This is a genomic window from Bacillus sp. RB3 (genome assembly GCF_030164735.1).
GTDB classification, from domain to species: domain Bacteria; phylum Bacillota; class Bacilli; order Bacillales; family Bacillaceae_G; genus Bacillus_A; species Bacillus_A cereus.
Genome location: NZ_JASNGE010000059.1, coordinates 1 through 12,746 on the forward strand (window position 1 = coordinate 1; position 12,746 = coordinate 12,746).

Consider the following 12,746-nt stretch of genomic DNA (forward strand, 5'->3'; position numbering starts at 1 on the left):
TTAGAGTTCGATAGAACTCTTTACTTAGGAATCCCTCACTTCTAAACGAAGTGAAAGTGGGGGTAGTTCAATAGGAAATGTCATATGTTTACTAAAAAAGTTGAAAGTATAAAATAAATTTGAAGTAAACTAGAGAATTTTGATATGCGTTTTAAGCAATTAATGAAAAATGCCTCCTGTATTTATACAGGAGGCATTTTTTTGTTTTTCTTCAATTCAAATATCTCTTATTTTAAAAGCCGTATAAATTAGGTAATTAAAATTTTAATATACTAAAGAGAAAAAATCCCAAAAAAAACTAAAATTTATATATTTTCCAAATTAAATATGTAATTAAATGTAAAAGTATAATATAATTATTACTAGTTTCTTACAAAACAATTCACAATCTTTGAAAGGAGGAATGTTGTATAAGTAAATATTTAATCTTGTTAACAATATAGCTTTTATCTTTAGGACACTCTCTATCATCTGTTTTCTGATTATTTAAAAGTTTTAATCAACCACCATAGAGCACCAATCATAACTATAATTTCAAATACAATCAATGCTGTATTAGCTTTCTTTTTTTTGAACTCTTTTAGTAAATTGAGTAAAGCGACTATAAATAAAATTATAAAAAATAAAACCAAAAGTATATTCATTAAGAAACCTCCTGAAATTTCAATATTTTAACTTTATTATACATTAAATTAATACACATAATACCTAAAATTTATATATTTCTAATAGAAGACGAAGGAGAGAACTATGAAAAAATTATGTTTATCTATAATTTTAGTATTTTTATTCATAACTTATTTTCCATATAAGGTTGTTAATGCGACAGAACATCAATATTATACTTTTTTATTAAAAGATGAAAAAAACTTTAGTGATATTAAGAGACTAATAGATAATACCAATGGGAGAATCATTTACGAAGTAAGGGAACTTGGGCTTTTTCAAATAGAAGCTTCGTCAAAAACTGTAGCCCAGATTGCTCAGAGTCCACTAGTTGAAACATATAATCCTTCTTTAAGATTAAAGGAATTAGAAACCGAGAAAAATGTAACCGTTTCAAAAAAACCTGAAGAACGTTCAGCTTGGGATTTACAGTGGGACATGAAACAAATAACTAATAATGGAGAAAGCTACAAATTATTTTCAGGTACTAAAAATGTGACTGTAGGTATCATTGATTCAGGAATAGATGTAAATCATCGAGATTTACAAAACAATATAGTTACAGGATCTAAAAACTTAGTTCCTATGGGCGGATTTCAAGGAGCCGAACCCTATGAAACTGGAGATCCTGATTATTTAAATGATAATTTAGGTCATGGTACGCATGTGGCAGGTCAAATTGCAGCAAATGGTATCGTTAAAGGTGTTGCTCCAGGAATTGGAATAAAATCTTATAGAATTTTTGGTAAAAAATCCTCAGAACTAATTTGGGTTATTAAAGCAATTGTAGAAGCAGCAAAGGACAATAATGATGTTATAAACTTAAGTTTCGGAGAATATCTGGTTAAAGGTGCTAAAGTTATTGATGGAAAAAAACAAACTGGGGATTTAGCAGAGATACAGGCATACCAAAAAGCAATAAATTTTGCGCATAAAAAAGGAAGTGTTATTGTAGCTGCAGCTGGTAATGATGCTCTCAATGTAAAGGATAAAATTCAAATGACAAGCTTTTTACAACAAAAAATGAAGAAAGATAATGTAAATTATATAGGTGAAATATTAGATGTTCCTGCTGCCTTATCTAAGGTAATCACAGTAGCCTCTGTGGGTCCATCCGATGAATTATCTCTTTTTTCTAATTATGGCTTAGGTTTTATAGATATTGCTGCTCCAGGTGGAGATTTTAGGTTGTTAAAGGAAAACAACCTTGATGATTATAACAAATATGGGTTATTTAAGAAGGAACAAATTTTGAGTACATGGCCAGATAATGATTATTTTTTTACTTCTGGTAATTCAATAGCATCTGCGAAGGTCTCGGGAGCATTAGCATTGATTATTGACAAGTATCATTTAAAAAAACAACCTAATAAATCTACTAGATTTCTTTATAAATATGGGGTTAATAAAAGAGGTGATACTAGCTTATACGGAAATGGAACGTTAAATATATATAAAATGTTATCTAAATAAAAAATATTGCAAATATTTTAAAATATGGTAATATATGAAATGTGTTAAAAACAAAAAAAGTAATTGGAGGAATTAAATTGAAAAAAGGTATTATTTTAACAACTATTATGGCGTTAGGTTTATTATCAGCGACTGCAGTGTCGGCAAATTCGGATGTTTCATATACACCTAAAAACATGGAATCAGCTACTGTCGAAAAATCAGGCGACATTGAAGAAAGAAGCTGGGCTCAAATTGGACGATTTGCTGGAGAAGCAGTAGCATGTTGGGGTGTAGGGAAAGCGCTTGATTGGGCTGTTGATAACGTTAAAGAAGGTGCTGCGAGAAACAAAGGAGCAGGTGTAGATACTAGTTATAAATTTGGGATGAGTAAATTAGATAGAGAAAATTTCCAAGAAGCATTCGGAAGATAAAAGTTAATCTGAAGACCATTAAACATTACAAATATAATGTTTAATGGTTTTTTTCTCGAAATAGTTAAAGGAGGTTAATAATGAATATGGTTAAAAAAAACATTGTTTTTACCAGCTGGTTTTTCTTATTGTCTGCAATTTTTATAGTACATTTTACAATCACTTTTTTTTATAATGCTCCTGAAACACCAATAAAACAAATGTATTTTTCACAAATTAATAATTATATGAATCCGCTTTTTAAACAAAATTGGAGGCTATTTGCACCTAATCCAATTAGTAGCAACCAACATCTATGGACAAGAGGTGAAATAATAAACGAACAGGGAGAGAAAAGTTTTACGGACTGGGTAAATGTGAGTGAACCTTTAATAACAGCGGTACATAAAAATAGATTTACCCCAATGAGATTAATATCAGCCACAAACTCTTCAGTTATTGGACAAGTAGTAAATAAATATAATAGGGACCCTGAAGAATATAAAAAGGATATTAATATAAGTAAATCTGATTTGAATAAATTACCATCAGATCTTTTAATTCTTCATAGGATCGCCTGTGATGCATTAAAAAAATCTTATCCAGATGCTAAATTTGTAAATGTAGAAAATAGGATAGTGATAAGTAGCTTTAAAGAATTTACTGGAATAAATGATGAAGAAAGTAAAAAAGAAGGAAAAGAAGGAAAAGAAGGAAAAGAAGGAAAAGAAGGAAAAGAAGGAAAAGAAGGAAATGTACTTTATTTAGATATACCAACCTTACCGTATACAAAGGTAGTGTCTTTTTAAAAGGAGGATTGTTTAATGGAGAAATCTGTTAGTTTTTCAGAGAAATTTAATGGTTTTTTGAAATCATTTAGCAATGAACAACACCTTATTGGTGCTAGTTTAGTTAGGATAGGTTTTGGGATACATATATTATATTTTTATGTTCTACAGATATTTCAAAAGGATTTTTTATGGGGAGCCAATGGAGTTTATCCATGGGAGGTTTTTAGCCAGGATATAAAAATAGATAACTTTTCAATTTATTCATTATCTAATTCACCTGTCTATTTTAATATTATATTTTTCACTGGAATTTTAATAGGGGTTTTATATCTTATCGGATATAAAACTAGATTCATTGGAATCTTAAATTTTATATGGATATGGTCACTATATGAAAGAAATCCGTATGCTCTTGATGGAGGAAACAATATATTAATAATTTGTTTATTTTATCTTTTATTTGTAAATACAAGTGCATATTTTTCGTATGATGCAATGAAAAGTAACAATGTAGCAAAAGAAAAAAATAATCGTTATTTAGCTTTACTTCATAATTTCGGTGTGCTTGCATGTATTGTACAATTAATGGTCTTATACTTTGCTTCTGGTTTGTTTAAAGTTCAAGGTAAGATGTGGGTACATGGTACAGCACTATACTATGTAACACAAGTCAAAGAATATAGTTTACCAAGCATTGCCCCTTTAATTTATGAAAATCCTATAATTTTTACAGTAGGTACATATGCCACAGTGATCTTTCAGCTAGCTTTTCCTTTTTTAATTTGGAATAAAAGAACAAAGTGGCTAATGGCTATATGTTCTATTATGTTTCATATAATGATAGCGGTATTAATGGGCTTAGTTGCGTTTGGATTAGCAATGATTACAATAGATTTAATATTATTTGATGATAAGTCTTACATTAAATTAAAAGATAAATTAATTAATGTAAATAATAAAATTAAGGGTATATTTAATAAACGAATACAAAAACTACAATAAAATACAATGATAAAAAGCCAAAAAATTATAGTACTTTACGACGGGTATTGTCCTATGTGTAAAAACGTTGTTACTAAGTTAAAAAAGGGCGATACATTTAACTTACTTATGTTTAAATCTTTTCGGGAATATTCTAATTCAAAAGCTGAAATTGGAATACCTCTTACAACGTTAGAAAAACGTATGCATTCTAGAAAATTAAAAGAGGAAAAATACGTGTCAGGTATTGATTCAATAATACAAATTTGTAAAAGGGTTCCGATTATGTGGGGAATACTTATCTTTCTGTATTTAGGGAAATTTATGGGTATTGACCAGCGAACTTATGATTTTATTGCAAAAAGACGTATGATTGTTCCTGTTGGTCATTGTGAAAATAATATATGTGAAAGGAAATTATAAATCAACCCAATAACAAGATATTGTAAAAAAACAAAATATGATATAATTTCCTAGAAATCGTTAAGAAATGCAATATTAATAAAAAATTCTCTTCAAATATTTGAAGAGAATTTTTTATTAGGTTTAGTAGAGGATTTATATTGTGATAATTTATTTTTGATACAGTATATGGTTATATCTAAATTTAATGCAATCTAGTTTAGAACTCAAAAAAAAAAGATGTAACAAAAACTATGTTTATTTTATAAATCAAATAAATAAGATTGAATCCAATTTAAAGTTTTTAAAATTAGGATAATTGAAAGAAAAGAGACGCTTCTTATTTGTCTTCATCTGCGTTTATTAATATAAATTTACTCGTATCATCCCTTGATATATGCATAAACACATCTTATAAAATAGGATTTTCTATTTACACTAAACTGTTAGTACATAGAATATAAGAAACTTTCAGCTCCAATTCGTTATAAGTTAGCTGCTACTTTGTTTTCTTTATATTCTTTCAGTGTTTTATAGAAAGTATATTTCTTTATTTCAAGTAAATCCATAAATTGGACACCTGTTATTTCTCTATTTTTCCACTTTGGAAAAGTTGCTTCTATTTAACACATGAACTAATGGCAGAAAATGAACGGAAAGGTACATATAGCTAATAATGTAGGGCCAATCCACATTGAAAACATATTCAAACCTTTACCTGAACATGGCCATGTTTAAAAAATCAATATAAACTATGTGAATTCTTTCTTCCAAAGAATTCGATATCTACAGAAAGGGATTTAAGGTTATTGTAAGGTAAATGAAAGTTACCTGAAAGAATCTCAGTTTAATATAAAATTATGAATTATCACAGGAGGGATGAAATAATGTTAAAGAAACTGGGAATAGGTTTAGTAACTTCCATAATTTTGTTGAGTACAAATGGTATTGCTGATGCATCTACTAACAGCGTACATGTAAAAAATGAAATGATATCTAAGAGCACAAAAAAGTGCAGTGACTGTTGGCGTGTTGGTCAATCTAGAACAGAAGATGGAGTTGCAGCAAAGCATACAACAATAGATGGAGAAAAAGTTGTCAAATATACAGTACAGGGCAATGGAAAGGTTAGAATGGATGTCATTGGTAAAGGATTTGCTGAAATTAAAGTAACTAGGGAGAATGGGAAAAGTGTATATTATCAGTTTGAGGTAATTTAATTAGTAATCAAATATAGGTTTTCATTTTAGAACGTTGCCTTCCTATAATTAGGAAGGCTTTTATTATTACATAAATAGGATAAAATAATAGTTCGCTAAATTGGCTAGGAACATAACTAAAAATGTCAGAGGAAATTTAGTAAATTGTTTCACATGAATCATCTTCTCTTGTTTGGATTAATACATATTAAAGTTTATTCTTTGCTTTTCTTTTATAAGAAAAAATAATGTATTTTTTCATTTTATTTTAAGGAGTATTTTGTTTGCTTAGCTTGATAGCAATGTGGTGTCCCACTTATCATTATGACATTTGCACTGGCTATGGCTAAAAATGAATATAATAAGATTTTCTATGTAAAAGAAAAAATCTTAATTAGTTAAATTAGAATTATTTCTATAATTTAGATAGATGAGATGAATAGGTAGTTTAATTAGTTGACTATTTGAGCTGCATATTGTTCTAAATTTGCGAGTGGCTCCCAAAAAGAAGGAATCGTGGACGTACCACATGATAAAGTGAGAAGCTTTAAAATGTTTACCTTCGTCTAAATACAAGTTATACATACATATATTGATCTTATTAAGGTATATATTACACATAATATTATGTTAAAGGTGGCGAATTGTATCATGAAAGATTTTGTTCTCGAAAAAGAAAACATTATTCGTAAATATGGTGAATGGACCGCTTATGATATTAAATTAACGGATACTCTATATACAAGAGATATTCGACAACCAAATCCTGCATTAAAAAAAATTGTGACAATGATTCAAGATATCACACAATCTGATTTTAAAAATCTTCGAATCTTAGATTTAGCTTGTTTAGAGGGGCATTACGCTATTGAGTTTGCTATGCAAGGAGCAACTGTTGTAGGGATAGAAGGAAGAGAATCAAACATACAAAAAGCTATATTCGCTAAAGATTTATTAAGGTTGGAAAACTTAACCTTTTATCAAGATGATGTAAGAAATTTAAGTGCTGAAAAATATGGTCAATTTGATATTGTTTTATGCTCTGGTATTTTATATCATTTAGACTGCCCAGATGTATTCCCCTTTTTAGAAAAAGTGTATGAAGTATGCAAAAGGTTTGTAATAATTGATACTCATATCACTTGTACTCCTAATGTATCAGTACTTTATAAAAATTATGAATATAAGGGACACACAATGCTAGAACACTCTACTAACTCATCAATAGAAGAACGTTTAAAATCAAAATGGGCATCATTAGATAACGTTACTAGTTTTTGGATGACAAAATCCTCTCTATACAATTTTTTAACGCGAACAGGTTTCTCTTCTATAAATGAATCCAGAAGCTTAGTTCAAGAAGATAGGATTACTGTTGTAGCTTTTAAGAAATATCCTATAGAAATTAAAAGCTCTCCTGAAACAGAAAAATACATTGAACCCGATTATTAAGACTGCTAAAAATAACACATTTAAGTTTAATATCCTAATCACTCAGTATGAGGTAACACTATATGTCATTCAAGTTAAAATCTTAAACTATCCTTAAATAAAATTATTAATTTTCCAAAAGGTATTTATATCAATGCAACGCGTGGTTTCCATTTTGGAGCACTATAAAGTTTTAGTATAATGATGGGATAGCACCATATTGCTATCAACTTAAAGAAATACTTCCTAAAACAAAAAATGAAAAGAACAATAAAAAAGCTTATCATTACGTGTTAAAGGATAAGCTTTTTTATTTTAGTGTAATTACAAGTTTTGAAATTCTTTTACTACTTTCATAATAAACTTAAAGATGCTCTTTTCAACTTTGTAAAATTAATCCTTCATTATTCAAAAGCCGTGATATACCAAATAGCAACAACATTTCCATTTTTATCGAGTACTCTGCCTTCAGCTGCTCCTTCTTCATATGCTGTTACAACACTAGTTTTAGGGTTGACATAAATTTTATTTTCACTAAATAAGACATATTTGTATTGATTTCCGCTTGGCGTCATTGACCAAGGTTTCCCCACTTTAATGTGCATAAATTCACCTTGCACATCAGATACTTGATAAACCGATTTTGTTGATTCTGGATTGTTTACTGCAGCGTGAGTTTTAGTAGTAGCAAAAGTTCCTAAACCTCCAATTCCAATGGTAGCTGCTAACGCAATTCCAACAAATTTTTTCATGTGATAATACCTCCTTTTTTAATTCATACCTGTATATTAAACGGTTAGTCTTTCATGTCACTTTCATTTACCTTACAATAAACTTAAATTGATTTTTGAAAATTCTGACCGATGCGAGGGAGAGTATGAAAAAAAATATATTAATTGTTGATGATGACAAAGATATTATTGATCTTTTAAAGCTTTTTTTAGAAATGGAAAATTTTTTTGTTGTAGAGGCTTTAAATGGTGAAGTTGCCTTAAAGTGTCTAGAAGAAAATCATATTGATTTAGCTATTGTTGATATTATGATGCCTAAAATGGATGGTTATCAATTAATCAAAAAAATTCGTGAGACGTTACAATTTCCAATACTTATATTGTCAGCCAAATCTCAAGAAGTAGATAAAGTTATAGGTTTAGGGATTGGAGCAGATGACTTCATTACAAAGCCATTTAGTGCTTTAGAAATTATAGCTAGAGTTCAAGCTCATCTTAGAAGGTCCTATGAATTTAATGATAAGGCTGTAGAAGGTAAGGAGAAGCAAATTCATATGGGTGATTTAGTATTAGATCATCATTCTTGTACACTCTATAAATCAAGCGAATCCGTTTCTCTCAGTGCTACGGAATATAAAATCTTAACACTTTTTATGGAAGAACCAGGGAGAATATTTACTAAAAAACAAATTTTTGAAAGTGTATGGTCGGATTATTACTGTGCAGATGATAATACGATTATGGTTCATATTAGTAGACTGCGAGAGAAATTAGAGGATTCTCCTAAGAATCCAGTTTATATAAAAACGATCCGGGGACTTGGGTATAGATTTGCTAGGAAGGAAGAACTTTATGAAAAATAAAGTTTTATATATCTTAATTAAAAATTACGTTATATTTGCACTAGCAATAGGTTTCACCGTAATAATTTTATTTATATTTTTGATGTATCAAACAGAAAAGCAACTAGGAAAGCTAAATAATTTAAAGGCAAGTGAAGTAGTTCGTGAAAACTTTAAAACTATTAATGCAGAATCAATAGAATCATTTGGTGGTTGGGTAGAAATTCTTAATGAAAATTTACAAGTTATCTATACCAAAGGGGAAAAGAAGGATAAGCTTTTATCATATTCACAAAGAGAATTTACTAATTTATTATTTGATAATGATAAGCTTCCTTATTATTCATCTGTAGCAACATTTGTAACGAAAAAAGGTGAAACATTATATTGCCTTGTTAAGGTTCCTAAAAAAGCAATAAAGTATGAATATACGTTTTCTGATAAAAATGAGGAATACGTATATATTTTTTATAAGATATTACTTTCTACAATCGTTTTATTTTTTGTATTTTTCTCTATGAATGTATATATATTTAGTAGGCAAATTGCTAGGAAAATAACCAGGCCATTGGATAAACTAGCAACTGGATTTGAGGAAATTGCTAGTGGGAAATATGATAAAAGGTTAAACTATGAAACATATTTTGAGTTAATGCAAATACAGCATTCGTTTAATGTTATGTCGGAAAAACTCGATAAAATAGAGAAAGAGAAGAAGAGGTTGGAAGAAACCAAGCAGAAGATGCTTGTAGATTTGTCTCATGATTTAAGGACACCAATTACAACCGTTCAAGGTTATGTTGAAGCATTACAACTAGGGATCATTACAGAAAAAGGTGAAAGAGAAAGAACTTTGAATGTAATATATAATAAGATTCGAATCATTGCGGTATTAACTGAAGATATTTTTGAACTGTCTAAATTAGAGCATTCTGATTACCCTTTTGAAGTACATCCAACTGATGTATCTGAGTTTATTCGTGAATTGCTTGTAGAATATTATGATTTATTTCAAGCGAAGCGCTTAATCCTTCAATATCAAATTCCCTCTAAAGAAGTGATTGCTCCAATTAACAACAGATTACTATACCGTGCTATCTCTAACATAATATCTAATGCCCTACAGTATAATACGGCAGGTACGACCGTGTTTGTATCGTTAATTGAGGATGAAAGCAAAGTATATATAAACATTATAGATAATGGAATTGGAATACCTGAGGATATGAGACAAAGTATTTTTGATGCATTTGTTCGAGTAGATGATTCTCGAGAAAATAATGGGGGATCAGGTCTTGGATTAACTATTGCTAAGCATATAGTAGAAAAACATGGAGGGAGCATAAATTTAGATAGTACAAAGAAAAAAACACATTTCTGTATTTCTTTACCTAAATGCAGTGTGTAAATATCTTATGAAAAGTGTTAGTAAGTTAAATGATTGTATAAAGAGAAAACGCACGATTTACTTCCTTTAAACTTAACTCTGATTCATATGAAATTGTATAAACATAGCAACTTAAAACTGCTCTTCTTTTTGTTAAACTTCGTGACTTTATCGGAAATCTATATTAGCATTTATGTATATGAAGTAAGCATAAAAGGAGATACCATATGAAAATAACAAAAATAACATGTAGTATGATGTTTAGTTTAATACTATTAACATCATGTGATATATCGGATAAAGAAATTAAACAAAAAGCTCAAAGTTATACAAAATCGCAGTATGGTTTTTCTGTTAAACTAAATGAAGTTGAAATACCGGGGAATTATAAAGATTTACTGGGGCCAGATGTACGGATAGCTCATGTACAGCAAGTAAATGAACCGTATTTGCAGTTTCAGCTAGCTTTGGATGGACGAATCTCTCCAAAAGTAGATAGTGATAATTATAAAATCAAAAAAGAAGCGAATGATTTAAAAGAAAAGTTCAATACATATTATGCTGGAAAAGAGAATAACAATATATTCACGTTTGAACAAATGTATACGGGAAATATTGTTTTTGATAAAAAGGAAGAAGCAGAAAAAGAAAAGAAAAATGTAAAGAAATATGTTACGGCAGTTTTTAGAAGTAATATATTTTTGGATGTAAACAATCCTGTGCATATGGAAAAATTAGCAGAGCTGGCAAGAAGTATTCAAGAATTTAATAAGATAAATGGAAATAATAAGAGTAGTGTGGAAGAGATAACAATTCAGTTGCCAAATGCGGATAAGGAGCTATTACAGAGCATTGCAGTAGATTATATATTAACAGCTGATGATGCAAAAAAAGCTCTTGAGAGAAAAGAGCATTATATGGAAGCTTTACTGCTTACAAAATAAAAAAGGGGCTCATTTCGATTTCTTGTTTTATCATTTTAGTCAAGGTGGTTCTTTTAAAACCTCGTATAGGTAATCAGTACGATAAAATGGGAGACATTAGTCATATTTAAAAATTAAAAAAGTCCCTTAGTCATGTTAAAGGGAACTTGCTCACGCAAATGATCTGTAAATCAATTCATTTTTGATATACAGATCATTTGTATGATAATTTTTATAAATAATTGCTAAATAGTGAATTTACATAAATGCTTTTAGAAGTTCTTGAATTAATGGGATTGCTCCACCTAGAAATTTTAAAACTGCCATTGCGATTTCCATATTATTTGCTCCTCTTTTTTCGTATTAAGATTTGGTGAATCTTTATAATCTTATTATAGTAAGCGCTTACAATTATAACAATATATTTATGTATGCAATATTGCATATTTGTACATTAGGCCTGTTTTAGCCATTTTTTAATGTTACCATAGCAAGGTGAGAGTCTATAAGGGTTCTTCTTAATAGGAGGAAATATGGAAAGAGTGCAAGCGATTTACAGTAATCAAAAATTTAAGAGTTGGGTTAAACAGGTATTAGCTGTAGGAGGAGTAATAGGGTGCTGCTATTTGGTGTTATATGTTTTCTGTTTCTTAGTTATCATGTAAATATTATACAACTAAACTAGTAGAGTCTTGCCGAGGGAGGTAAGGCTCTTTTATTGTAGTAGCTGAAGATGGGCAAACTACATACAATACCTCTCAGGTTTTTCAGATCACTTTGTATGGTTCCTTGTTTAGAACACTAATTCCTAGCATTGAAAACAGAATTCTATTGATAAAAAAATATGTTTTTACTAGATATATATTAAAAAGACAAGCATAAATTATATTAGATTTTGGCAAAATCTTTTTGCCTTGGAAAAGGATTTAAATCTTACTGATAGATTTGATTCCTTTTTTATATACCATAATCCTTATATTACTACGTAAATATAATACAGTAATAATGGTTTAAAAGCAAGAATATTAGTAGGGGTACGTTCACACATCCATCAACTTAAGATTTTAAAGTAGCCCTTGAACAAAAAAATCTTTTTTTATTGATTGATAGATAGTAAACAAGAAAGGTTAGCAAATCAACAACTAAGAGATTTCTTCAGGTAAGCTAATAAGGAGTTATTACAGAACATTGTAGTGGATTTTGCATTAACGGCTGAGGATGCAAAAAAGGCCCTTGAAAGAAAAGGGGAATATATGAAAGCTCTACAGCTTACAAGGTGAAAAAGAAACTCATTTTAAAACTGTTTTTAACATTTTATTCTTGTACCAGAAAAACATGGGTGTTAAGGGTGGTAGTTTACAATTAATGAAGGATAAGCAAAAATAATTGTTAACAATATTAAGTGCAGCATTTTAATTGTAAAATATTTCATATTCCTGCAAGTACAATTCCTGTTAATTGAACTACTCACCACTTAACGTCCTAACGGACTGTTTGAAGTGGGAGATTCCTGCGAACACCGATGTAT

12 protein-coding genes and 2 pseudogenes are annotated in these 12,746 nt (G+C 29.3%); 10 read left to right on the top strand and 4 right to left on the bottom strand.

Translation table 11 applies throughout. From position 1 onward, the window contains the following. Positions 1–482: 482 nt before the first annotated feature. Entirely contained in the window at positions 483–644 is a 162-nt protein-coding gene (locus tag QO049_RS29545) for a hypothetical protein (protein ID WP_021728549.1), read from the bottom strand. A 106-nt stretch (positions 645–750) separates the two neighbouring features. Between QO049_RS29545 and QO049_RS29550 the strand changes: the two genes are divergently transcribed. The 5 genes from QO049_RS29550 to QO049_RS29570 all read left to right on the top strand — a co-directional run bounded on the left by QO049_RS29550 (position 751) and on the right by QO049_RS29570 (position 4,726). Then, on the top strand, positions 751–2,139 hold the full coding sequence (locus tag QO049_RS29550) for a S8 family peptidase (protein WP_021728548.1): 1,389 nt from the start codon (positions 751–753) through the stop codon (positions 2,137–2,139). A gap of 77 nt (positions 2,140–2,216) precedes the next feature. Then, entirely contained in the window at positions 2,217–2,552 is a 336-nt protein-coding gene (locus tag QO049_RS29555) for a hypothetical protein (protein ID WP_284489766.1), read from the top strand. A gap of 80 nt (positions 2,553–2,632) precedes the next feature. Then, entirely contained in the window at positions 2,633–3,340 is a 708-nt protein-coding gene (locus QO049_RS29560) for a DUF5819 family protein (protein WP_284489767.1), read from the top strand. A gap of 15 nt (positions 3,341–3,355) precedes the next feature. Further along, complete coding sequence (locus QO049_RS29565; RefSeq protein ID WP_240523664.1) at positions 3,356–4,324, top strand: HTTM domain-containing protein; 969 nt, start codon at positions 3,356–3,358, stop codon at positions 4,322–4,324. Positions 4,325–4,330: 6 nt separating this feature from the next. Further along, the gene (locus QO049_RS29570) at positions 4,331–4,726 is read left to right on the top strand and encodes a thiol-disulfide oxidoreductase DCC family protein (protein WP_284489768.1); all 396 of its coding nucleotides are present in this window, start codon (positions 4,331–4,333) and stop codon (positions 4,724–4,726) included. A gap of 464 nt (positions 4,727–5,190) precedes the next feature. On the opposite strand, the pseudogene QO049_RS30840 reads toward QO049_RS29570, so the two are convergent. Beyond that, positions 5,191–5,328, bottom strand: a pseudogene (locus tag QO049_RS30840) (recombinase family protein); the annotation flags it as partial. A gap of 264 nt (positions 5,329–5,592) precedes the next feature. On the opposite strand from QO049_RS30840, the gene QO049_RS29575 reads away from it, so the two are divergent. Both QO049_RS29575 and QO049_RS29580 read left to right on the top strand, forming a co-directional pair. Then, positions 5,593–5,925 carry a hypothetical protein gene (locus QO049_RS29575; protein WP_000914230.1) on the top strand — a complete coding sequence of 111 codons (333 nt, stop codon included), beginning with the start codon at positions 5,593–5,595 and terminating at the stop codon, positions 5,923–5,925. 630 nt (positions 5,926–6,555) lie between these two features. Then, the gene (locus tag QO049_RS29580; RefSeq protein WP_284489769.1) at positions 6,556–7,356 is read left to right on the top strand and encodes a class I SAM-dependent methyltransferase; all 801 of its coding nucleotides are present in this window, start codon (positions 6,556–6,558) and stop codon (positions 7,354–7,356) included. A gap of 383 nt (positions 7,357–7,739) precedes the next feature. On the opposite strand, the gene QO049_RS29585 is transcribed toward QO049_RS29580, so the two are convergent. Further along, the gene (locus QO049_RS29585) at positions 7,740–8,087 is read right to left on the bottom strand and encodes a hypothetical protein (RefSeq protein WP_246963513.1); all 348 of its coding nucleotides are present in this window, start codon (positions 8,085–8,087) and stop codon (positions 7,740–7,742) included. 125 nt (positions 8,088–8,212) lie between these two features. Here QO049_RS29585 and QO049_RS29590 point away from each other — a divergent pair, with 125 nt between their 5' ends. The 3 genes from QO049_RS29590 to QO049_RS29600 all read left to right on the top strand — a co-directional run bounded on the left by QO049_RS29590 (position 8,213) and on the right by QO049_RS29600 (position 11,239). Beyond that, entirely contained in the window at positions 8,213–8,929 is a 717-nt protein-coding gene (locus tag QO049_RS29590) for a response regulator transcription factor (RefSeq protein ID WP_284489770.1), read from the top strand. Continuing rightward, positions 8,919–10,316: a sensor histidine kinase gene (locus QO049_RS29595; RefSeq protein WP_246963515.1), complete on the top strand. Its 1,398-nt coding sequence runs from the start codon at positions 8,919–8,921 to the stop codon at positions 10,314–10,316. Before QO049_RS29590 ends, QO049_RS29595 begins: the two co-directional genes overlap by 11 nt. 206 nt (positions 10,317–10,522) lie before the next feature. After that, the gene (locus QO049_RS29600; RefSeq protein ID WP_284489771.1) at positions 10,523–11,239 is read left to right on the top strand and encodes a hypothetical protein; all 717 of its coding nucleotides are present in this window, start codon (positions 10,523–10,525) and stop codon (positions 11,237–11,239) included. 237 nt (positions 11,240–11,476) lie between these two features. On the opposite strand, the pseudogene QO049_RS29605 reads toward QO049_RS29600, so the two are convergent. After that, a pseudogene (locus tag QO049_RS29605) lies at positions 11,477–11,663 on the bottom strand (hypothetical protein). Between the last annotated feature and the right edge of the window lie 1,083 nt (positions 11,664–12,746).

Bases quoted from the DNA above. Each gene is read 5' to 3' on its own strand.
- QO049_RS29545 (WP_021728549.1), bottom strand. From the start codon at position 644: ATGAATATACTTTTGGTTTTATTTTTTATAATTTTATTTATAGTCGCT.
- QO049_RS29550 (WP_021728548.1), top strand. From the start codon at position 751: ATGAAAAAATTATGTTTATCTATAATTTTAGTATTTTTATTCATAACT.
- QO049_RS29560 (WP_284489767.1), top strand. From the start codon at position 2,633: ATGAATATGGTTAAAAAAAACATTGTTTTTACCAGCTGGTTTTTCTTA.
- QO049_RS29565 (WP_240523664.1), top strand. From the start codon at position 3,356: ATGGAGAAATCTGTTAGTTTTTCAGAGAAATTTAATGGTTTTTTGAAA.
- QO049_RS29570 (WP_284489768.1), top strand. From the start codon at position 4,331: ATGATAAAAAGCCAAAAAATTATAGTACTTTACGACGGGTATTGTCCT.
- QO049_RS29575 (WP_000914230.1), top strand. From the start codon at position 5,593: ATGTTAAAGAAACTGGGAATAGGTTTAGTAACTTCCATAATTTTGTTG.
- QO049_RS29580 (WP_284489769.1), top strand. From the start codon at position 6,556: ATGAAAGATTTTGTTCTCGAAAAAGAAAACATTATTCGTAAATATGGT.
- QO049_RS29585 (WP_246963513.1), bottom strand. From the start codon at position 8,087: ATGAAAAAATTTGTTGGAATTGCGTTAGCAGCTACCATTGGAATTGGA.
- QO049_RS29590 (WP_284489770.1), top strand. From the start codon at position 8,213: ATGAAAAAAAATATATTAATTGTTGATGATGACAAAGATATTATTGAT.
- QO049_RS29595 (WP_246963515.1), top strand. From the start codon at position 8,919: ATGAAAAATAAAGTTTTATATATCTTAATTAAAAATTACGTTATATTT.
- QO049_RS29600 (WP_284489771.1), top strand. From the start codon at position 10,523: ATGAAAATAACAAAAATAACATGTAGTATGATGTTTAGTTTAATACTA.